The following is a 21185-nucleotide window of genomic DNA, read 5'->3' as shown; positions in this document are numbered from 1 at the left end:
CCGGATTCTGGGGGTGCGGATACAAAAGTTGCTACTCGGCCGAGAGGGTGTCGAACCCGGCGTCGATTCCGGAGTCGGTGTCGGTTCCCGACTCCGCGACGGGCCGGGGTCGCGCCGCTTCGAGTACAGCGGCTAGCAGCCTTTTCCGCTTCTGGACCGAAACCGTGGTAATGGTCCCGACTCGTTTCCCGACGCCTCCCCGAGGAGTCCCGAAGCGCCGGACGCCGGTCCCGCCGACCGACCGGTACGGACCGGCGTCTCCGGGGGCCGAATCCCCGTCTCCGAGCGCCGAACCGAGAGCGTCCGACACTCGGATGGAGACCGGTCCATGAGCGAACTCGTCGTCTTGGTCGCCGAACTCATGCTGGTGTTGGGTATCGCCGCCGTCGTCCGAACCTTGGCGCGGCGCGTGCGCATCCCGTTTACGGTCGTCCTCGTGGTCGTCGGATTCGCCATCTCGGTCTCCCAGTTACAGGTCAGCCTCGACCTCTCGTCGGACCTCGTGATGAAGGTGCTGTTGCCGACCATCATCTTTCAGGGTGCCGAGGAGACGAAGCGCGGACACTTCGCCGACACGCTTCCCGAGGCGATTCTGATGGTCGTCCTCGGACTCCCGTTCGCCGTGTTACTCCTCGGACTGTTAGGGAGCTACGCGTTCGGCGTTCCCATCGTCATCGCGTTGCTGTTCGCCGTCATCGTCTACCCCATCGACCCGGTCGCCGTGCTGGCTATCTTCCGGGACACGGAGGCCCCGGCGCGACTCGGCGTCCTCGCCGAGACCGAGAGCCACCTGAGCGAGGGGTTCGCCATCGTGACGTTCTCGACGCTCCTCGCGCTGGTCTGGGAGCAGGTCCAGACCGACCAGCCGATAGAAGGTCTCGTCACTCTCCCGGAACTCTTCGACCTCGCCGTCCAGATAACGTGGGTGAGCCTCGGCGGCCTCGTCGTCGGTGCCGTGACCGGAGGTCTCGTCCTCCTCGTCCTACGGTACACCGTCGAGGAGATGGCCCAACTGCTGTTCCTCGTCATCCTCCCGTACGGGAGCTACCTCCTCGCCGAGGAGGTACTCCACTTGAGCGGCGTCCTCGCGGTCGTCTCGGCAGGGTTGTTGATCGGAACCTACGGGAAGGCGAAGGTGATTCGCCCCGAGAGCGTGGAGTTCATCGAAGAAATCTGGCGGACCGCGGCGTTCCTCGCCACCACCGTCCTCTTCGTGCTGGTCGGTATCCGGGTGCCGGTAGACCACCTGCTCAACTTCACGCCGCTCATCCTCGTCGCCACGCTGTTGGTGTTCCTCGTCCGGGCCGTCTCCGTCTACCCGGTCATCAAACTGGTCAACCGAACGAGTACCGGGAAGATTCCGCTGGACTACCAGCACGTCCTCGTCTGGGGCGGGATGCACACGGTCATCCCGATAGCCCTCTTTCTCTCCGTCCCGGACGCGCTACCGTACCACGACAAACTCGGCGCGATGGTGTTCGGGGTAGCCGTCCTCAGCATCGTCGTGCAGGGCGTCCTGATGCCGTACGTCCTCCGGACCACCGAGACGATGGGGTCGATGGAGGGTGCCATCGACGCGGACTGAACGGCCCGCCGAACGACTCCGTGGTCGGGGACCTACGCCTCCCGAACCAGCGAAATCTTGCCGACGTGGTCGCCCTCCTCGGCGTACCGGTGGGCGTCGGCGACGCCCTCGGCGGTCAGCGCGAACTGCTCGTCGTCCAAGACGGGTTCCAGACCGCCGTCGGCCACGACCTCGTTGATTCGCCGGAGACGGTCGCCGACGCGTTCGCGCCCCGTCCCGCGGAGGACCGGCAGAATCGAGAGGACGACGCCGAGCGAGAGCGCCTGCTGGTGCATCGCCGAGAGGTCCTGCGTCGAACTCGACTCGGTGGTGACGACGCGCTCGAACGGCGCGACCGCCTCGAAGGCGGTCTGGAGGTGGTCGTCGCCCACCGGGTCGAACACCACGTCGAACCCCTCGCCGTCGGTGTGTTCGGCGACGTACTCGTCGGGGTCGGTCGCGGTGTAGTCGATGGTCGCGGACGCGCCGAGGTCGGCGGCCAACTCGCGCTTGCGCTCGGTCGAACCGGTCGCGGACACGTCCGCGCCGAGCCAGTCGGCCAGTTGGACGCCGACGTGGCCGACGCCGCCCGCCCCGCCGTAGACGAGCGTCGAGTCGTCCTCGCCCGCGTCGGCCTTGTCCACCAGCATCTCCCACGCGGTGAGCGCGACCACGGGGAGCGCGGCGGCCTCGGCGAACGACAGCGACTCGGGGACCGGCGCGAGGAGGTCGGCGTGAGCGGGAACGTACTCGGCGTAGGCTCCCTGCGCGCCGGTGACGCCGCCGACCATGCCGTACACCTCGTCGCCCTCCTCGAAGGCCGTCACGTCGTCGCCGACGCTCTCGACGACGCCCGCCGCGTCACAGCCCACGATTGCGGGGAAGTCGGGCGCGAACGGCGGCAGGTCGCCCCGCCGAATCTTGTACTCGACGGGGTTGACGCTCGACGCCTCGACGTGGACCAGCACCTCCTCGGCGTCGGGGTCGGGTCGGTCGAACTCGCGGTCCTCGAACACCGTCGGGTCGCCGAACTCCTCGATGGCGACCGCGTGCATGCGCTCGGTCACGCCGGACACCTACCTGCCCGAGCGGTAAACGGTCGTCGGCCGGTCGCCGCTCGGTTGTCGCCCGGTCGTCGCTCGGTTGTCGCCCGGTCGTCGCTGGGTTATCGCCCGGTCGTCGCTCGGTTGTCGCCCGGTCGCCGCGTCCCGAGGGTTCAAATGGGACTCGCGCCCAATTTCCCGGTATGCGAGCGTTCGCCCCCGGAAGCGTCACCGCCGTCTTCGCGCCCGCAGAGACCGCAGACCAGTCGAAGGGCGCGAGCGTCGCCATCGCCGACGGCGTGGTCGCGGACGTACAGCGAGCAGAAGACGAGAGCGCCGCCCGAGGAGCCCCCGTGGTCACGGTCGGCGGCGAGCCGACCGCCTTCGAACCGGTCGAAATCGCGCTCCGCGAGTTGGACGTGCCAGCGCGCGCCGACCTGACCGCCGAAGTTCCCATCGGGAGCGGGTTCGGCGCGAGCGGTGCCGCGACCCTCGCCGCGGTCATCGCCGCGAACGGGGAGTTCGACCTCGCACTCTCCCGCGAAGAGGTAGTCGAACTCGCCCACCGCGCGGAGGTCGAGGCCGGGACCGGTCTCGGCGACGTGTTCGTCCAGAACCGCGGCGGGTTGGTCGTCGGCGACGGCGGCGACCCCCGCAAATTCGAGCGCGAGACGCCCATCGAGTACTCGTCGTTCGGACCCATCGCCACCGACGAGGCGCTGGCCGACGACGACCTGATGAGACGAGTCGCCCGCGAGGGGTCGGCCACGCTCGACGCGCTCCCCGACGACCCCTCGCTGGCCAGACTGACCCGCGACTCGTGGGCGTTCGCCGAGGCCATCGACCTGCCGACCGAGGAGGTCCGCCGCGCGGTCGAGGAAGTCGAGGCCGCGGGCGGGGCCGCCAGCATGGCGATGGTGGGCGAGACGGTGTTCGCGGTCGGCGTCGAGGGCGTCCTACAGCACCGGACGGAGGTCTGTCCCGACGGCGCGGAGTTGCGCTGACCCGCGGCGCTCGTTCGTCCGAGACGGTCTGACTCGTCTGCCACCGAGACTAAGGACGTGCTGACGCTCGTAGGGAACCCCGACACGGGGTCGGAGTTTCCAACATGACTCGGGTCAAAATCGCCGACAGTACGACAGTACAGCGACATCCGAACGGTTCTACTCGCGCAGGTTCCACTCGCGCAGTCCCGAACGCACGCGCGAGCGTCGAGGAGGCCCCGCGATGAGCGCCGACCTGAAACCGCTCGAAAAGCAGGTGGTCGTCGTCACCGGCGCGTCGTCGGGTATCGGCCTGACCACCGCGCGGATGGCCGCCGACCGCGGCGCGCGGGTGGTCGTCGCGGCCCGGAGCGAGGAGGCCCTGCGCGAGTTGACCGACGAGATACGCCACTCGGGCGGCGAGGCGACCTACGTCGTCGCCGACGTGCGCGACCGCGACGACGTGCGGGAGATAGCGGCGACCGCCCGCGACGCCTACGGCGGGTTCGACACGTGGGTCAACGTCGCCGGAGCGTTCCTCTACGGCAAACTGGAGGAGACGCCGGTCGAGGACATGCGCGACCAGTTCGACACGAACGTCTGGGGACTCCTCTACGGGTCGCTCGAAGCGACGAACCTCCTGAAGGACCGCGGCGGCGCGATAATCAACGTCGGGAGCGTCGCCTCGGACCGCGCCATCCCGCTTCAGGGCAGTTACTCGGCGAGCAAACACGCCGTCGAGGGGTTCACCGACGCGCTCCGGATGGAACTGGAGCAGGACGGCGCGCCCGTCTCGGTCACGCTCGTCAAACCCGCGTCCATCGACACGCCGTACCCCGACCACGCGAAGAACCACATGGACGAGGCGGCCACGCTCCCGCCGCCGGTCTACGCGCCCGAGACGGTGGCGCGGGCCATCCTCGACGCCGCGGAGAACCCCCAGCGCGACGTGTATGTCGGCGGCGGAGCCAAGGGCATGGCCGCGCTCGGCCACTACGCCGCCGGGGTCCTCGACACCGTGATGGAGAAACTGTTCGTGCCGATGCAGAAAGACGACGAGGCTCCTCGGCGGGACGCGCCGAACAACCTCGACGAATCGACCGGGGACCTCGAAGAGCGTGGCGGCATCGACCGGCACGTCTCGGAGACGAGCGCGTACACCGAAGCCTCCCAGCGCCGGAGCCTGACCGGTCTCGCGCTCGCGGGTCTCGGGGCGGTCGGTCTGGCGCTCTACGCCCGGTCGCGGTCGAAGCGCCGCGGCGAGAAGTCCGGCGAGCGCGAGACAGAGGGGCGACGGTCCGTCGAGTCCGTGGCGCAAACGCGGCGAAAGCGAGGGTGAGGGATAGTCGATTCCACCTAAAGTATTTATAGCCGGACGACGTATCCGGAAATGAGCGCATGGTGTCGGCGTGGAGCCTGTGTGACCATGACCCGGAAGTCCGAGGACGCAAGTCCGAGAACGTAGACGATGGACGTGGGCGCAGGAACTGACACCGTTCATATCTCAGAAAACTGGTCGGCTAGCTGGGAGAATCCCCGTTCTTCTGCCGAGTTCATCACCGGAGTCAACGAGTCGGTCATCGGATAATCCCCGTTTCCGACTGCGACGTGGCCTTCGTACCAACACCGGATTCGCTCGCGGACCGTTCGGCCGCGCTTCGCCGAGACCGGTGTCCGTTCGTACTTCTCTCGTGCGTCGATGAGCGAACTGTACGCTTTACCCCATCTGTCCGCGTATTCGGTCTTCGATTCGGGAGCGGCGGGAGTGATGGTGGTAGAGTCACTGGCGTCTGCAATCTGGTGTGCGAGATGACTCGCGCAAATGTCCGCGAGTAAGGCAGTTGGGAAGTACTGCTCGGCACTGACGCAATGAGTCGTCGGCGGAACGTCGGAAACGATACCGTCGATAGCTCTGGTGAACGCCTCGGCCTTTGTTTCACCGCCGTCAACGAGGACGAGCGATTCCGAGTGGGCGAGGTCCGAGACGAGGAGCGCCGACTGAACTGCTTCGACGCGCTCCGGGCTAGAACCGTCTCTGCCGAGATGTGTCGTGGCTAAAATTGGCGTCGGAGCGTTTCGAAGGACCGTCTCGAAGAACCCGTAGTTAGAGCCGTACTGGATGTCGTTCGCTTTGTGGAGAAACGGCCGAAAATCGGACTTTCCCGCGTCGTAGAGCGAGTCGAGAACGTCCCACTCCTCGGTACGAGTCGCTGGAACCGCAACGGTAACCGTGACGGAATCGACGGTACTCGCGTCAAGAGCGATGGAACGCGAGAACGCCACGTCATCGGCGACGAAATCCTTCACGACTATATCGACTAAGCCGTTTAGATAGTGATAAATATATTTCGGTCGAAACCGACTGCGACGAAAGAATGTCTAGAGAGTCGAGTACGGATTCGGTTACTCCGCCGCGATAACGTCGTCGATGCGCGCTATCATCGTCGCGGCCTCGGTCGCCGACTCGAACGCCTCGCGCTTGACCGCGGCGGGGTCGAGGACGCCCGACTCCACGGGGTCGCCGATTTCGCCGTGCTGGCCCGTGGCGATGATGCCCGCGCGGCCCTCGCGCTCGTCGTTCTCGGCCCGCAGGTCCACCAGTCCGTCGATTGGGTCCATGCCGGTGTTCTCCGCGAGGGTGCGCGGGAGAACGTCCACCGCGTCGGCGAACGCCTCGACCGCGAGTTGCTTGCGGCCCTCGATGCTGGCGGCCTCCTCGCGCACGCGGTCGGCGACGACGATTTCGGTCGCGCCAGCGCCCGCGACCACGCCGCCGGAGTCCAGCGCCGCGGTCACCACGTCCAGCGCGTCCGAGAGGGCGCGTTCGAGTTCGTCCACGACGTGTTCGGTGCCGCCGCGGACGAGCATCGTGACCGCTTGCGCGGCCGCGCCGCCTTCCACGAACGCGAGGTCCTCGCCTGCGAAGGTGCGAACGCGGACCGTCTCGGCGCGTCCGAGGTCGGCCTCCTCGATGTCTTCGACCTTGCTCGTCCGACTCGCGCCGGTCGCCGACGCGATAGCGCGGGCCTCGTCGTCGGCCACGTTCTCGAACGCGAGAAGGCCCGCGTCCGCGAGGTACGCCGCGGGGCGGTCGTCGATGGAGTCCGTCGAGAAGACGACATCGACGCCAGCGTCCGCGAGCGCGTCGGCGTACTCCCGCAGTTCGCGGTCCTCGGCGTCCATCGCGGCGGTGAGTTGGTCCACGCTCTCGACGGAGTACTCGGCGTCGATGTTCGCCTCGCGGACGCCGAACTGCTCGTCTACGACCGCGATGGTGGCGTCTTCGACCACGCGGAGCATGTTGGCGTGGACCGGTTCCGCCTCGCTGATGACGCCCTCCACGAGTTCGGTGGCCGACGACGACCCGCCGGTCTGGGTGTGGACCCGAACGTTGTCCCGAACCACGCCCTCGTCGCCCTCGGCGTGGCGGACCGCGCGAACGACCTCCTCGGCCAGTTTCTCGGTGGTCACGTCGCCGGTCCCCTTGCCGGTCATGCTCGACTCGGCGACCTGCTTCAGAAGGTCGTCGGTTAGCTCCTCGTCCAGCACGAGACCGTCGATGGCGTCGAGCGCGATGTCGCGGGCCTCGGCGTAGCCCTCCACGATGGTCGTCGGATGCACGTCGTCGTCCAGCAGGCTCTCGGCCTTCGAGAGGAGTTCGCCCGCGAGGACCGCGGCCGTGGTCGTGCCGTCGCCGACCTCGTCCTCTTGGGCCTCCGCGACCTCGACTATCATCTGGGCCGCGGGGTGTTCGATGTCCATCGTGTTCAGGATGGTCGCGCCGTCGTTCGTGATGGTCACGTCGCCGGTGTCCGTGACCAGCATCTTGTCCATCCCGCGCGGTCCGAGCGTGGTGCGTACCGCCTCGCTGACCGCCTTTCCGGCGGAGATGTTCGACTGCTGGGCGTCTCGGCCCTGCGTCCGCTCGGTGTCCTCCGCGAGGACGAACATCGGTCGGCCGCCCATGCGCCGCTGTCCGGGTTGTGATTCGCTCATGGTGATTCCCCCGTTCGAAAGATGTTTGAACTTCTATATAAATTTTTCCCGGCGTCCGGGGCCGCGTTCGGTCACTCCACCTCGCGCACGCCGGTCTCGACCGTCCACTCGCGCAGTTCGTCGCCGTCCGAGTCGAAGACGAACTCCCCGGCGAAGGTCTCGCCGTCGAACAGGTGAGGCATCCAGTGGCGGTCGTCCTCCCACATCTCGTCGTAGGGCACCGCCTCGTAGTCGAACCACGCCGGGTCGGCCTCCGGAGTCGATTCCGGTTCGCCAGCGAACTCCTCGGCGCGGAAGACGTGGACGAACATCCGTGGTTCATCGCCGAAGACGAACCGGAACTCGCCGACCTTCTCGGGGTCGTTGGGCGTCACGCGAATCTCCTCTTCGACCTCGCGGACGACGCACTCGCGGGGCGTCTCGCCCTCCTCGACTTTCCCGCCGGGGCCGACGAACTTGCCTTCGCCGAGACCGCGCTTCTTGCGGATGAGCAAGACCTCGCGCTCGTCGGGCCGAAGGAGGTAACAGAGCGTCGCGGACTGCATGGTCGCCCGGTCGAACGCGGCCGAGATAGAACTGTCGGAACACCGGCAACTCAAGGGCGTCCGGTACGACCGCCCGGACGATGATAGCCATCTCGGCCGACTACTGCCCGGACTGCGGCGCGGAACTCACGACTGTCGAATTCGAAGGCAGGGAACGGAACCACTGTTCGTCCTGCGAGCAGACGTGGTGGCACCAGTCGGTGCCGACGACTAGCGTGACCGTCCGGGACGAGGACCGTGTGTTACTCATCCAGCGCGACGGTGGCCGGGACGCCGGTCGCTGGGACCTCCCTGCGGGACACCCCGAGTACGACGAACCCGCCCGCGAGGCGGCCGCCCGCGAACTCCGCGAGGAGACCGGACTGGTCGCAGACTCCGAGGCGCTGGCCCTCGTCGGGACGGTCCTCTCGGCGGGGCCGCGGGCGACCTACCGGTCGATAAACTACCGCATCGACCGCGCTTCGACCGAGGGCGAGGTGGCGGCCGGGTCCGACGCCGCCGACGCCCGCTTCGTCTCCGTCGAGTCGGTCCGGGCCGGAGCCGTGGACGTTCGGAAACTCGGCCGACAGCGACTCCGGGACAGCGGCGTTCTGGAGTAGCTCGCGATGGGGTTGTCGGCCACCCGAGTTATCCGGGCGTCCGTCGTAGCATCGCCGATTCCACGATGACCGACACACACGAGGTCACGGTCACGTCAGTCCACCAGATGACGCCGACGGTCAAGCAGTTCCTCCTCGAAGCCGACGGCTACACCTTCGAGTTCGACCCCGGCCAGCACACCCACGTCCACTTCGACCGGTCCGAGAGTCCGGCGGCCGACGACGAATCCGGCGACGAAGACGACACGTCCGCCGACGAAGATGGCGAGGTCGTCCGCCCCTACACGGCCACGGCGATGCCCGGAAGCGAGAGAATCACGCTCGCCATCAAGCGGTACCCCGACGGCACGGCCTCGACGTGGATGCACGAGCGAACGCCGGGCGACACCATCGAAATCGAGGAGCTAGGCGGAAATCTCTATCTCCGGGACTTGGACTCGGACGTGGCGTTCGTCTCGACGGGCACGGGCATCACGCCGATGATAGCGATGGCCAAGCAGTACGTCCGCGAGGGGACCGGTCACGCCCACTTTTTCTTCGGCGAGAAGGACGAGGAGCATATCATCTACCGCGAGACGCTGGACCAGATGGCGGCCGACAATCCCGACTTCGACGTGACCTACGTCCTCTCGGAAGCCGACGACGAGTGGTCGGGCCGCGAGGGTCACGTGCAGGACCACCTCGCCGACGCGCTGGACGACTTGGACGGTCGGGACTGTTACGTCTGTGGCGTCCCCCAGATGGTCGTGGATACGCAGGACTATCTGGACGAACGGGGCGTGCCGGAAGCGAACGTCTACGTCGAGGGGTGGGAAGGCGACGAGGTATCCGAGGAGGGCTAAGGCTCGTCGGTCACGGCGAAGGGACTCTCGCCGTCCTGCCAGTCCCACCCCGGCAGTCGCGTCTGGAACCCGGCCGCCAAGGCGGCGTCCAAGTCGTCCGCGCCCGCGACCTCGCGGGCGTCACCCGCTCGTTCTCCCGAGGCGCTTCGCGCCTCGCCCTCCTCGTCGGCGTGGACGCTCACGTCGGCGTAGTGGAACGTCGCCTCGCCCAGCAGGCGGAGCGGCTGGGTCCCGGCGATAGTCCCGGCGAGTTCCCGGCCCAGAATCTCGTCCACGACGAACCCCGGATAATCGTGCGCCACGTCGAGGTCCCGGAGGAGCGCGACCAGCGCGGCGACGTTGACCGCGCGGTCGCCGTCCGCGAAGACGACGGCGACCTCCTCGCGGTAGGCGTCGGCGGTCACGTCGTCTACGTCGGTCTCGAACAGGTCGCCGAGGCCCGCGCGGACCTCGTTGACCACGGGAACCACTACGTCGGCCCGGCCGCGGACCCACTCGTACTCGTCGGCGACGCGCTCGGGAGTCAGTCGCATGACAGAGTGAACGACTCCCGCCGACTTGGATACTTGGATGCGGGCGTTCGGTGCGGCGATTCGGACGACCATCGGACGCTCACTCGGCGGCCTTGCACGCCCTGCGCGAACCGCGGCGTTGCCCGCATTGAGAAGGCTTTTATAACATCGGCAACTAATGCCGCGTAAGCGGGTTTTCCTGCGTCCCCGAGTGAGCGTCCGGTCTTCCCCGGTAGTCCGGGGACGTGGACGACTCGCCGACGCGCGAGTTTCCCATCCCGCGGAGAACGAAATCTATGCTGTGCTGTACTCTGCATCGTTGTCCTGACGGCATATCGACCGGCCCGACGTGCGACTGCGAGCAGTTAGCACGCGGTGTCGTGCGACCGGTCGGGAGCGACGCGCGGCCGACCGGGAGTGACCCGCGACCCATCGGCGGCGACACCCGACCGGTCGGTCGGACGACGAGCGGAGTGACAGTACGGACAGACGGAACCACTTTTTCACTATGAGTAAAGTAGACCAGCAGCTAGAGGACCTGCGAGCAGAGATTACGAGCGAGCTACCGAGCGACATCTCGGTGTCCGACGTGAAGTACGAAGGCCCGGAACTGGTCGTGTACACCCGCGACCCCAAGAAGTTCGCCCGGAACGGCGACCTCATCCGGCAGTTGGCCAGCCAACTTCGCAAGCGCATCACCGTCCGCCCTGACCCCGACGTGTTGTCGCGGCCCCAAGACGCCCGCGACAAGGTGATGGAGGTCATCCCCGAGGAGGCCGGAGTCACCGACCTCGACTTCCACGCCGACACGGGCGAGGTCGTCATCGAGGCCGAGAAGCCCGGCATGGTCATCGGCAAGCACGGCTCGACCCTGCGCGAGATAACCCAAGAAGTCGGCTGGACGCCCGAAGTCGTCCGGACGCCGCCCATCGAGTCCTCGACGGTCTCGAACGTCCGGAACTTCCTGAAACAGGAGCGCGACGAGCGCCGCGACATCCTCGAAAAGGTGGGTCGCCAGATTCACCGCGAGGAGATGTCCAACGACGAGTACGTCCGCATCACGACGCTCGGCTGTTGCCGCGAGGTCGGCCGGGCTTCGTTCATCCTCTCGACGCCCGAGACCCGCGTCCTCATCGACTGCGGCGACAAGCCCGGCGCGGAGGACGAAGTGCCCTACCTCCAAGTCGAGGAGGCACTGGGTGCCGGGGCCAACACCATCGACGCGGTGGTGCTGACCCACGCCCACCTCGACCACTCGGCGCTGATTCCGCTCCTGTTCAAGTACGGCTACGACGGTCCCATCTACACGACCGAACCGACCCGTGACCTGATGGGCTTGCTGCAGTTGGACTACCTCGACGTGGCCGCCAAGGAAGGCCGCACGCCGCCTTACGATTCGGAGATGGTCCGGGAGGCTATCAAGCACACCATCCCCCTCGAATACGGCGACGTGACCGACATCGCGCCCGACGTGAAGCTCACGCTCCACAACGCGGGCCACATCCTCGGGAGCGCCGTCTCGCACTTCCACATCGGCGACGGCCTCTACAACGTCGCGTTCTCGGGCGACATCCACTACGACGACACGCGCCTGTTCAACGGTGCGGTCAACGACTTCCCGCGAGTCGAAACGCTCGTGTTGGAATCGACCTACGGCGGTCGCAACGACTACCAGACCGACCAAGAGGACTCCGAGCGCCGACTCAAGGAAGTCATCAACGACACCTACGAGAAGGGCGGGAAGGTCGTCATCCCCGCGTTCGCGGTCGGTCGCTCCCAAGAGATGATGCTCGTCATCGAGGAGGCCATGCGCAACGGCGACATCCCCGAGATGCCGGTCCACCTCGACGGCATGATTTGGGAGGCGACGGCCATCCACACGACCTACCCCGAGTACCTGCGCGACGATTTGCGGGACCGTATCTTCCACGAGGACGAGAACCCCTTCCTCGCCGACGAGTTCAACCACATCGACGGCGGCGAGGAGGAACGCCAAGACGTGGCCGACGGCGACCAGTGTATCATCCTCTCGACCTCCGGGATGGTCACGGGCGGCCCCATCATGTCGTGGCTCGAACACCTCGGCGGCGACCCCGACAACACGATGACGTTCGTCGGCTATCAGGCACAGGGGACGCTGGGCCGACGCATCCAGAACGGCTGGGACGAGATTCCGATGAACCGCGGCGGCGGCCGCAACGGCACCCTCACGCTCGAACTCGACGTGGAGACGGTGGACGGCTTCTCCGGCCACGCCGACCGGCAGGGCCTGATGAACTTCGTGAAGACGATGAATCCGCGCCCCGAGAAGGTGCTGTGCGTCCACGGCGACGAGTCCTCCACGCAGGACCTCTCGTCGTCGCTGTACCACGAGTACAACATGCGGACGTTCGCGCCGAAGAATCTGGAGACGTTCCGGTTCAAGTGAGGTAAGTTCGCGTCGGGTCGGGTTCGCAGGTTTTCGCTTTCTCCGATTTTCGGAGTTCGTGAGAGGTTGCTGTCTTCATGTCGGTTACTGGTTTTTAACGGCGTCAGTGGCGCTTCTGCCGGATGAGCGAGGGGTCGAAGCGAGTTCGCTACTGCTGACGCAGATGAGACCGTACAGCGGGCTGTCATCTCGACCCCACCGCGAACCGCAACCGTATCCACACCGCGAACCGCAACCGCATCCACACTGCGAACCGCAACCGCATCCACACTGCGAACCGCAACCGCATCCACACCGCGAACCGCAACCGCATCCACACCGCGAACCGCACTGTAGCCGACGCCAATCATACCGCAACCGCACGGCAACCGCACAGCACCGGACCACGTCCTCCCCAACCGACTGCGTTGCTCGTTTCACTGCGCTACTCGTCCCTCGCGCGGATGGGCGCGTCGCCCGCGGCGACGCGCCCGCACGCGCCACTCCAGAAATGTAAATGTTTCTCGTAGCAATCTATAACAGTGCGTAAAAACGATAGAGGTTTCTAAGCCCTCGCGGCGACCTACCGCAGTCGGAACTCGAAGCCGTCCACGTCGCCCCGGTCGTCGCCGCCGAGGGCGCTGGCGACGCCCGCGCCGAAGGCGTAGGCGACCGCTTGGGAGCCGCCGCGCAGGCGCTCCATCAGGTTGCGCTCGGGGGTGAACTCCTCGACCGTGACCTCCTCGACGTTCAGGTCGTCGGCGAGGCGGTCCTCGATTTGCTTCTTCGTGGCGAGTTCGTCCACCAGTCCGATGGACGCGGCGTCGTCGCCCAGATAGACTCTGGCCTCGGTGTCCCGGACCTGCTCGTCGCTCAGGTCTCGGCCGTCGGTCACGCGCTCGACGAACTCGTCGTAGTAGCCGTCGATGATGCCTTGGAGGTACTCGCGTTCCTCCTCGGACATCTCCTTGAGCGACTGGCCCGCGTCCTTGTACTTGCCCGCCGCGAGGCGCTCGTACTCCAGTCCGAGCTTGTCGGCCATCCCCTTGGCGTTGACCCGCGAGCCGATGACGCCGATAGAGCCGACGATGCTCCCCTCGCGGGCGTAGATTGCGTCACAGCCGCTGGCTATCCAGTAGCCGCCGCTGGCGCACACGTCCGTCGCGTAGGCGACCGTCGGCCCGTCGAAGCGCTCGGCCGCGAGTCGGATGTCGTCGCTCGGAACGACCTCGCCGCCCGGCGTGTTCAGGCGCAAGAGGAGCGCCCGCGCCGAGGAGTCCTCGTCTGCGCTCTCTATCTGCTCGACGATGTCGTCGGCGGGCGTGCCGCCGGGTCGCGGCGGAATCGAACCGCCGCCGCCGTCGCGCGTGATGGGTCCCTCGACGGCGACCTCCGCCACGTCGTAGCTGGCGGCCCACCGCGAGGCGAGACTCCCGGCTCCTCGCGCCCCGACGACCCCCGCCAGCACGGCCAGCACGACACCGAGGAGTCTGGCGAGGTTCCCCTCCGGCACCTCCACGAACAGGACCCACCCGAGCGCCACGGTCACGGCGACGCCGACGAGGACGACCAATCCCTGTACGACCCGCAAGCTATCCGCCACGGCCGCTCACCTCGATGCGCTGCATACCACCGGTTCGGGCCGGACTGCCCGTAAACCTTCGCTCGATACGCGTCGAAGTCTGTCGTGAACCGATAACGAGACTCAGCGTGAACGTAGCCTCGAAAGCCCCCGGTCGCTGGCGGTCGCTCAGCGACATCTCCTCCGTTCACTGCGTTCACTCCGGAGAGAGGTCGCTGAGGCGACCACGCAAACGCCAGCGACCGGCCCCTTTCAGTCCACCCAAACCGCGGTCTGGTCGGCCGAGCGCGTCCTCGGTGGTTCGGTAGAAAACGCTGGTCAGCGGAAAATCAGCTCTTCTCAGAACGCCGCGACCGTCGAGCCGTAGAGGAGAAGCGTCACGAGGAGCCGACCCACGCTCCCGGCGAACGTCGCCAGCGCGAACTTCAGATAGTCCTCTTCGAGGACCGCGAAGGCGTAGATGGAGATGGTGTCGGGGAAGAAGGGCACGGAGAGCGCCAGCGCCATCCCGAGGTAGCCCCACTTCTGGGCGAGTTGGACCGTCTTGTTCTCGGACCACTCGATAACGTCGAAGCGTGACCGACGGAGAAAGCTGATGATGGGACCGGACTCCTTGGCCTCTTGGCCGATGTGGAACGCGAGGATGCTCCCGGCGGCCTTGCCGACGCCGCTGACGAGGATGATGAGCGCGAGTCGCCCGGCCTGCGTGAGTCCGAGGTCCAGCGGCGCGGCCAGCACCACCTCGCTCACGCCGGGGAGCGCGAACGCGATGAGAAACGAGTAGACGAAGATGATGGCCAGCCCCGCCCACCCCGTCGTGGTCTCGACGACGTGTTCTAACCACTCGAACGAGCCGAGCCCGACGCCGTCGAGGAGTGCAGGGGCGAGGATGCCGAACACAGGTGGATACGAGCGTAGCACGATTATGAGCTTTTTGTCTTCGTTTCTCCGGAATTTCCGTGAGGGAATCGACAGGTTCGGACCGACCGCGGCAAACAGACTCAAGCGCGTCGGACCGCTACGGGTGGCCATGTTCGACCACGAGTATCTCCTCGTCGCACACCCGCGACTGCGCGCTCGGCTCTCCTACCGGCGCGACGACGGTGACGGCGACCTCACGGCCGCGAGCGTCGGTCTCGACTACCGACGCGACGGGACGTGGACCGAAGACGGAGCCGCCGTCGCCGCGCCGGACCCTCCCGAGACGGGCGGCGTCGAGTGGCAGGGCCTCTCGATTTCGCTCTACCGTGACGGCGAGTGCCTGCTGGCCCGCGAGTTCTCGTCGTCGCTCGTCGGCGACGCCATCGACGCGTTCGAGGCGGTCGAGACCGTCGCGCCCTCGCTCGTCTCGCGGACGAAGGAGGCCGCCGCGCGGGTCGTCCGCGAGCGGACCGGCGGCCGGGTCGAGATGCGCCAACTCGACGGCTCGACCGTCGAAGCACTCGAAGCGCCCGCAAAAGCCGCCTTCGAGGTCTACGAGGGCAAGGACGGCAAGTGGCGCTGGCGACTCGTCCACGACAACGGTAACACCATCGCCGACTCCGGACAGGGCTACTCGTCGCGGCAGGCCGCCGAGAAGGGACTTCGGAGCGTCAAGCGCAACGCCCTCGGCGCGGCAGTCGAACGCGTCGGCGGCGAGTCGGAGCGCGACGCCCGGTCGAGTTCCGACGCCGAGCGGGACTCCGGTACCGACGCAGGGTCCGGTACCGACGCCGACTCCGAAACCGACGCCGGGGCCGCCGAGTCCTGACCCAAGAGACTCCGGCGTCAGAACTCCACATCTCCGTTTTCCGGGTAGTAAATGTAGGAGTGGCGCGCGCTTAGGTCGTAGAGCAGGGTACCCTCGGGCATCCGGAGGAGTCGCCACGAGAGGTAGAGGTCGCCGATAGCGCCCGAGGTGTTCACCACGAGGACGAGGAACGCCCCGAGCGCGACCACCAACGGTCCGGCCAGCAGGGGCGTCAGGACGACGGTAAAGACGACCAGCGGCGCGAGCGCGACGACCACGTTGTCCCGGCGCGTCTGGAACTGCCCGAAGGCGGCGGCGTAGGCCGCGCCCATGTTCAGCGCGAGTCCGTACCGGACTCGATAGCCGAGCAGACGATAGACTGCCCCGTGAACGAGTTCGTGGACGACGATAGTGCCGACCGACAGGAGCGCGACGACGGCGATTCCGGCCGGACCCACCGTGAACTCCAGCGCGCTGTCGGCCCGGAGCGCACTCATCAGTCGCCCGAAGCTGACGAACGCGGCGACGAACAGGACGAGCGACCCGACAGATAGCCACAGCGACGGGTAGGAGAACGCGACCGGTTCCCGGTAGCCCTCCGGCGGGTCCGGCGGGTCGGGCGTCGGCGGGTCGGAGGAGCGCGGCTCGGACGACCGAGACTCGGCGGCGACGGAGTCAGACGAGCGCATCGGTGTTCCAACGACACCGACGAAACTGAAAAGTGATGGGTCGCTCAGACCGAATCGAGGTCCGCGAGGAACTCCGTCAGCATCTCGCGGGTGACGTGGGGCATACAGACGATTCGCAACTCGCCGGTCGCGGTGGGCGAGACCCGCCACCCAGTCGATTGGAGCGCCGAAATCTCCTCGCGCGGAATATCGGCCGCGACCAGCGGGAGGACGGGTTCGACCACCTCGTAGCCCCGCGATTCGAGTTCGGCGGCGACCCACTCGGCGTTGGCCTGCCCGCGCTCGTAGTTCTCGCGGTAGCCCTCGCGCCAGAGAGCGTCCATCGCGGCCCGCGCGCCCGCAACGCCAGCGCCGCTTCGGGTGCCGGTCAGGGTCGCCTGCGAGGTCGATTCGAGATACGGCGTGTCCACGGCGAGCGCGTCGAGGGTCTTCTCCTCGCGGGCGAGAAAGCCGCCCGCGGGGACCGGCGCGCGCCCCATCTTGTGGGGGTCGATGGCCATCGTATCGACCGGCGCGTCCGCGAAGTCCCACTCGTGGTCGGTGAACGGGAGGACGAACCCGCCCCACGCGGCGTCCACGTGGAAGAGCGCGCCCACCTCGCGGGCGACCGCGCCGAGGTCCGGAATCGGGTCCACGCGACCGTACTCGGTGGTTCCGGCCACCCCGGCTATCAGCGCGGTCTCGTCGTCGGCGAGTCGCCGGACCGCCCCGAGGTCCGCGCGCCGGTCGTCGTCGGTGGGTGCGAGTCGCAACTCCACGTCCAACACGTCGGCGGCCTTCTGGAAGCTGAAGTGGGCGCTCTCAGGCGCGACGATGTTCGGGTCGTCGCAGTCCGAGAGATTGCGGGCCGCCCGGACCGCCTGTAAGTTGGCCTCGGTCCCGCCGCTGGCGACGTAGCCCTGCGGGTCGTCCAAACCGGTCATCTCGCCGAGGAGACCGACGGCCTCGCGCTCCAGTTCGGCGACGGCTGGATACGTCGTCGGGTCGCCGGGGTTGTCCGCGAGGAACCGCTCGGCGGCCTCGCGGGCGTCGGGGTGGGGCACGGTACACATCGACGAGAGGACGCGCCCGAAGTTCTGCGGCTCGCGCTCCATGCCTCTCGCTACTTACGGCGCGCGTTTAGTGGTTCTGTTATCGGCCGAGGGGAGGCGGTCGGACCGACCGCGAACTCACAGCCCTTCGAGCGAGCGCAGCTTCTGCTCGACGGGGGCCGGGGCGGCGCTCGGTCCGTCCCGGACGCGGTGGTCCGGAATCAGGAGCGGGGCCGGGTTCTCGTCCAGCGCGGTCCGGACGAGGTTCAGGTCCTCGTCGTCGGTGTGGTCGATGCCGCTGGTCATCCGGGCTAGCGTCTCGACGTTTATCTGGTCGCCGTAGGGAATCTCGCGGACGCGCTCCAACACGCGGCGCTGGTCGGTCGGAACCGTGAGCGCGATATCCACGTCCGAGAACTCCTCGTCCTCGATGCCGTCGAGGTAGTCGAAGATGCGGTCGAGGAGGTCGTGGTCCTCGCGGGCCTCCTCGTCGGGAGTGTCGGGGAACGAGACGCTGAGGACCCGACCGCTCGCTACGCCGAGTTGGACGTAGCGGTCGAGATACGACGACTCGCGAGCGAAGATGCCGGTGACGCCGTCGTCTCCGACCGCGTCGCCAATGTCGTCCATGCCCCTCGGTTCGGGCGGTCCGGACTTGAAGATTCCGTGGGCGGACCGCGACCCCAGCGCAAGTCTTATGTACAATTCCGTCCGTTGGTGTACAACGATGAACGATAGCGACGAACTCGCGCCCGCAGTCGCCGCCATCCTTCGGTCTGCCGAGGCCCGCGGCGACCCCGAGCGGGGGCCGGTCTCGGTGGACGCGCGGTCGCTCCCCGCGGCGCTGGCCGACGCCGAGACCGACGGGCGCGCGCCAGTCATCGCAGAGGTGAAGCCGACGAGTCCGACCACGGAGGGCACCCGCGACGAAGACCCCGTGGCGCTCGCCGAGGAGATGGTCGAAGGCGGCGCGGCCGCCCTCTCGGTCCTCACGGAACCCGACCACTTCGGCGGGTCGCCCGAGAACCTGCGGCGCATCCGCGAGGCGGTGGACGTGCCGGTCCTCCGGAAGGATTTCCTCGTGCGCGAGGCCCAACTCGATACGGTCGAGGCCGACGTACTCTTGCTCATCGCTCGGTTCGTCGGCGACGACCTCTCGGACCTCGTGGCGGCCGCGAAGGAACGCGGCTTTCAGCCGCTCGTGGAGGTCCACGACGAGGAGGAACTGCGGGCGGCCATCGACGCCGGGGCCGAAATCGTCGGCGTCAACAACCGCGATTTGGCCCGACTGGAGGTGGACCTCGAAACCTTCGAGAGCGTCGCGCCCCAAGCGCCCGACGACGTGACGCTGGTCGCCGAGAGCGGTATCGCCACGCCCGACGACGCCCGCCGGATGGTCGAAGCGGGCGCGGACGGCCTGCTGGTCGGGAGCGCGATTATGGACGGAAACGTGACCGAGAACACGCGCGAACTGACGCGGGCGGCGGCCGAGGAGAGAGCGACCGAGGAGACGCGGACCGAGAACACAGCGACCGAGGAGACACAGACATGAGTAGCGAATCCAAGTTCGGCGAGTACGGCGGTCAGTACGTCCCCGAGGCGTTGATGCCCGCCATCGAGGAGTTGACAGACGCCTACGAGCGATACGTCCTCGACAACGAGGAGGGGTTCATGGACGAGTTCCGCGAGCGCCTGCGGGACTTCGGCGGGCGGCCCACGCCGCTCCAGCGCGCGGACCGCCTGAGCGAGCGGTACGACCGCGAGGTGTACCTCAAGCGCGAGGACCTGCTCCACGGCGGTGCGCACAAGCTGAACAACGCGCTCGGCCAAGTTCTGCTGGCGAAGTACATGGGCAAAGAGCGCATCGTCGCCGAGACCGGCGCGGGCCAGCACGGCACCGCGACCGCGATGGCCTGCGCGTACCTCGACGTGGATTGTGAGATTTACATGGGCCGGACCGACATCAACCGCCAGCGCCCGAACGTCTTCCGGATGCGCCTCCACGACGCCGCGGTCAACCCCGTGGACATCGGGTCGGGCACGCTCAAGGAGGCCATCAACGAGACGATGCGCGACTGGGCGACCAACGTCGAGGACACCCACTACGTCATCGGTTCCATCGTGGGTCCTCACCCCTTCCCGCGGATGGTCCGGGACTTCCAGTCGGTCATCTCCGAGGAGGCCCGCGAGCAGATTCGGGAGAAGGCGGGACGGCTCCCCGACAGCGTGGTCGCCTGCGCCGGCGGCGGGTCGAACACGATGGGCACGTTCCACGAGTTCGTCGGCGACGAGAGCGTGGACCTCGTGGCCGTCGAGGCCGGTGGCTCCGCCCTCACCATCGACGAGGAGAACGGGCTGGCACCCCACTCGGCGTCGCTCTCGACCGGCGAGGACGGCGTGTTGCACGGAGCCAGAACGAAACTCCTCCAGAATCCGGACGGTCAGATTCTCGAATCCCACAGCGTGAGCGCGGGACTCGACTACTCGGGCGTCGGCCCGGAACTGGCCTACCTCGCCGACGAGGGGCGAGTCACGCCGGTCAACGTCGGCGACGACGCCGCGCTCGAAGCGTTCCACAGACTGTCGAAGACCGAGGGCATCATCCCCGCGCTCGAATCCAGCCACGCGCTGGCGTACCTCGAAGAGGCGGCGCTCGGCGACACGCGCGACGAGTTGGGCGACCTCGTGGTCGTCAACGTCTCGGGCCGGGGCGACAAGGACCTCGACACGGTAATCGAGGAGAGCGACAAGCGCGACTTGGACGCCGCGCCCTCGATGGAGGTGTTCGAGCATGGGGAGTGAAATCCGCGACGCCTTCGCCGACGAACCGGCGCTGGTCTCCTACGTCGCGGCGGGCGACCCGGACGCCGAGAGTACGAAGGAGTACGTCCGGGCGCTGGTCCGGGGCGGGACCGACGTGGTGGAACTCGGACTCCCTTTCTCGGAACCCATCGCGGAGGGACCGACCATCCAGCAGGCCATCCGCCGCGCCTTGGACGCCGGGATGACGCCCGACCGGTACTTCGACCTCGTGGCGGAGTTGCGCGACGAGGTGGACGTGCCGCTGGTCTGCATGACGTACTACAACCTCATCTACCAGTACGAGGGGAGCGAGGCGCAAAGCGCCTCGAATGCGAGCGGTGAAACCGCGAGCGAAGGTCCCGAACCCTTCGTCGAGGCCGCCGCCGAGGCGGGCATCTCGGGCATCATCGTGCCGGACCTGCCGGTGGACGAGAGCGACCCGCTGAAGGAGGCTTGCGAGGCCCACGGTCTCGATTTAATCTTCATCGTCGCGCCGACGACGACCGACGAGCGACTCGGGCGCATGCTCGACCGCGCGAGCGGGTTCGTCTACGTGCAGGGCCGACTGGGCACGACGGGCGCGCGCTCGGACGTGAGCGACGACACCCACGGGAGCCTCGACCGACTCGCCGAGACCGACCTGCCGAAGGCGGTCGGGTTCGGCATCAGCGAGCGCGACCACGCCCGCGAAATCGTCGCTGGCGGCGCTGACGGCATCATCGTCGGGAGCGCGTTCGTGGACATCGTTGCCGAGCAGGAGGAGACCGCCGACCTCCTCGAAGCCAAGGCCCGCGAACTCAAGCGGGGCGCGCTCGACGGCGCGACAGAAGTACCGGAACCGGAAAGCAAATAACCGTTCTT

Annotated in this window: 21 protein-coding genes; 10 read left to right on the top strand and 11 right to left on the bottom strand. The window is 67.4% G+C overall.

The window, feature by feature from the left end; genetic code table 11:
• Positions 1–31: 31 nt before the first annotated feature.
• Positions 32–310: a hypothetical protein gene (locus EPL00_RS03515; RefSeq protein WP_135851802.1), complete on the bottom strand. Its 279-nt coding sequence runs from the start codon at positions 308–310 to the stop codon at positions 32–34.
• An 18-nt stretch (positions 311–328) separates the two neighbouring features.
• Here EPL00_RS03515 and EPL00_RS03510 point away from each other — a divergent pair, with 18 nt between their 5' ends.
• Positions 329–1585, top strand: coding sequence for a cation:proton antiporter (locus tag EPL00_RS03510; protein ID WP_135851803.1), 1257 nt, complete (start codon positions 329–331; stop codon positions 1583–1585).
• Positions 1586–1617: 32 nt separating this feature from the next.
• On the opposite strand, the gene EPL00_RS03505 is transcribed toward EPL00_RS03510, so the two are convergent.
• Positions 1618–2631, bottom strand: a complete 1014-nt coding sequence (locus EPL00_RS03505; protein WP_238398111.1) for a zinc-binding dehydrogenase — start codon at positions 2629–2631, stop codon at positions 1618–1620.
• Positions 2632–2810: 179 nt separating this feature from the next.
• On the opposite strand from EPL00_RS03505, the gene EPL00_RS03500 reads away from it, so the two are divergent.
• Together EPL00_RS03500 and EPL00_RS03495 are read left to right on the top strand one after the other, a co-directional pair.
• Positions 2811–3611, top strand: coding sequence for a GHMP family kinase ATP-binding protein (locus EPL00_RS03500; RefSeq protein ID WP_135851804.1), 801 nt, complete (start codon positions 2811–2813; stop codon positions 3609–3611).
• Positions 3612–3834: 223 nt separating this feature from the next.
• Positions 3835–4929 carry an SDR family oxidoreductase gene (locus EPL00_RS03495; protein WP_135851805.1) on the top strand — a complete coding sequence of 365 codons (1095 nt, stop codon included), beginning with the start codon at positions 3835–3837 and terminating at the stop codon, positions 4927–4929.
• A 158-nt stretch (positions 4930–5087) separates the two neighbouring features.
• Here the strand turns inward: EPL00_RS03495 and EPL00_RS03490 are convergent, their stop codons facing one another.
• The 3 genes from EPL00_RS03490 to EPL00_RS03480 all read right to left on the bottom strand — a co-directional run bounded on the left by EPL00_RS03490 (position 5088) and on the right by EPL00_RS03480 (position 8131).
• Complete coding sequence (locus EPL00_RS03490) at positions 5088–5897, bottom strand: hypothetical protein (protein WP_135851806.1); 810 nt, start codon at positions 5895–5897, stop codon at positions 5088–5090.
• Between the two features lie 96 nt (positions 5898–5993).
• Positions 5994–7556, bottom strand: coding sequence for a thermosome subunit alpha (gene thsA, locus EPL00_RS03485; protein WP_135852477.1), 1563 nt, complete (start codon positions 7554–7556; stop codon positions 5994–5996).
• A 101-nt stretch (positions 7557–7657) separates the two neighbouring features.
• Positions 7658–8131: an 8-oxo-dGTP diphosphatase gene (locus EPL00_RS03480; protein ID WP_135851807.1), complete on the bottom strand. Its 474-nt coding sequence runs from the start codon at positions 8129–8131 to the stop codon at positions 7658–7660.
• Between the two features lie 80 nt (positions 8132–8211).
• Here EPL00_RS03480 and EPL00_RS03475 point away from each other — a divergent pair, with 80 nt between their 5' ends.
• Positions 8212–8730 carry an NUDIX hydrolase gene (locus EPL00_RS03475; protein ID WP_135851808.1) on the top strand — a complete coding sequence of 173 codons (519 nt, stop codon included), beginning with the start codon at positions 8212–8214 and terminating at the stop codon, positions 8728–8730.
• Between the two features lie 65 nt (positions 8731–8795).
• Positions 8796–9572 (top strand): ferredoxin--NADP reductase, encoded by a 777-nt coding sequence (locus tag EPL00_RS03470; protein ID WP_135851809.1) that lies wholly within the window; start codon positions 8796–8798, stop codon positions 9570–9572.
• On the opposite strand, the gene EPL00_RS03465 is transcribed toward EPL00_RS03470, so the two are convergent.
• A complete protein-coding gene (locus EPL00_RS03465; RefSeq protein ID WP_135851810.1) occupies positions 9569–10105 on the bottom strand; it encodes a hypothetical protein in 537 nt (178 codons plus the stop codon). The genes EPL00_RS03470 and EPL00_RS03465 overlap by 4 nt on opposite strands.
• 487 nt (positions 10106–10592) lie before the next feature.
• Here EPL00_RS03465 and EPL00_RS03460 point away from each other — a divergent pair, with 487 nt between their 5' ends.
• On the top strand, positions 10593–12512 hold the full coding sequence (locus tag EPL00_RS03460) for a beta-CASP ribonuclease aCPSF1 (RefSeq protein ID WP_135851811.1): 1920 nt from the start codon (positions 10593–10595) through the stop codon (positions 12510–12512).
• Between the two features lie 562 nt (positions 12513–13074).
• Here EPL00_RS03460 and sppA read toward each other — a convergent pair.
• Both sppA and EPL00_RS03450 read right to left on the bottom strand, forming a co-directional pair.
• Positions 13075–14094 (bottom strand): signal peptide peptidase SppA, encoded by a 1020-nt coding sequence (gene sppA / locus EPL00_RS03455; RefSeq protein WP_135851812.1) that lies wholly within the window; start codon positions 14092–14094, stop codon positions 13075–13077.
• Between the two features lie 318 nt (positions 14095–14412).
• Entirely contained in the window at positions 14413–14964 is a 552-nt protein-coding gene (locus tag EPL00_RS03450; protein ID WP_238398151.1) for a YqaA family protein, read from the bottom strand.
• Between the two features lie 139 nt (positions 14965–15103).
• On the opposite strand from EPL00_RS03450, the gene EPL00_RS03445 reads away from it, so the two are divergent.
• The gene (locus EPL00_RS03445) at positions 15104–15823 is read left to right on the top strand and encodes an HVO_2922 family protein (RefSeq protein ID WP_135851814.1); all 720 of its coding nucleotides are present in this window, start codon (positions 15104–15106) and stop codon (positions 15821–15823) included.
• 17 nt (positions 15824–15840) lie between these two features.
• On the opposite strand, the gene EPL00_RS03440 is transcribed toward EPL00_RS03445, so the two are convergent.
• The 3 genes from EPL00_RS03440 to EPL00_RS03430 all read right to left on the bottom strand — a co-directional run bounded on the left by EPL00_RS03440 (position 15841) and on the right by EPL00_RS03430 (position 18152).
• The gene (locus EPL00_RS03440; protein WP_135851815.1) at positions 15841–16491 is read right to left on the bottom strand and encodes a DUF3267 domain-containing protein; all 651 of its coding nucleotides are present in this window, start codon (positions 16489–16491) and stop codon (positions 15841–15843) included.
• Positions 16492–16535: 44 nt separating this feature from the next.
• Complete coding sequence (mfnA, locus tag EPL00_RS03435) at positions 16536–17585, bottom strand: tyrosine decarboxylase MfnA (RefSeq protein WP_135851816.1); 1050 nt, start codon at positions 17583–17585, stop codon at positions 16536–16538.
• A gap of 75 nt (positions 17586–17660) precedes the next feature.
• Complete coding sequence (locus tag EPL00_RS03430; protein WP_135851817.1) at positions 17661–18152, bottom strand: MGMT family protein; 492 nt, start codon at positions 18150–18152, stop codon at positions 17661–17663.
• A gap of 97 nt (positions 18153–18249) precedes the next feature.
• Here EPL00_RS03430 and trpC point away from each other — a divergent pair, with 97 nt between their 5' ends.
• The 3 genes from trpC to trpA are packed head-to-tail and all read left to right on the top strand — an operon-like array spanning position 18250 to position 21177.
• Positions 18250–19074, top strand: coding sequence for an indole-3-glycerol phosphate synthase (gene trpC / locus EPL00_RS03425; RefSeq protein ID WP_135851818.1), 825 nt, complete (start codon positions 18250–18252; stop codon positions 19072–19074).
• Positions 19071–20324 (top strand): tryptophan synthase subunit beta, encoded by a 1254-nt coding sequence (trpB, locus tag EPL00_RS03420; protein WP_135851819.1) that lies wholly within the window; start codon positions 19071–19073, stop codon positions 20322–20324. Before trpC ends, trpB begins: the two co-directional genes overlap by 4 nt.
• Positions 20314–21177 (top strand): tryptophan synthase subunit alpha, encoded by an 864-nt coding sequence (gene trpA / locus EPL00_RS03415; RefSeq protein ID WP_135851820.1) that lies wholly within the window; start codon positions 20314–20316, stop codon positions 21175–21177. The genes trpB and trpA overlap by 11 nt, the downstream gene beginning before the upstream one ends.
• Positions 21178–21185: the final 8 nt, after the last annotated feature.

This window comes from Halorussus salinus (genome assembly GCF_004765815.2).
Lineage (GTDB): Archaea > Halobacteriota > Halobacteria > Halobacteriales > Haladaptataceae > Halorussus > Halorussus salinus.
This window is presented reverse-complemented; position numbering and strand designations above follow the sequence as displayed.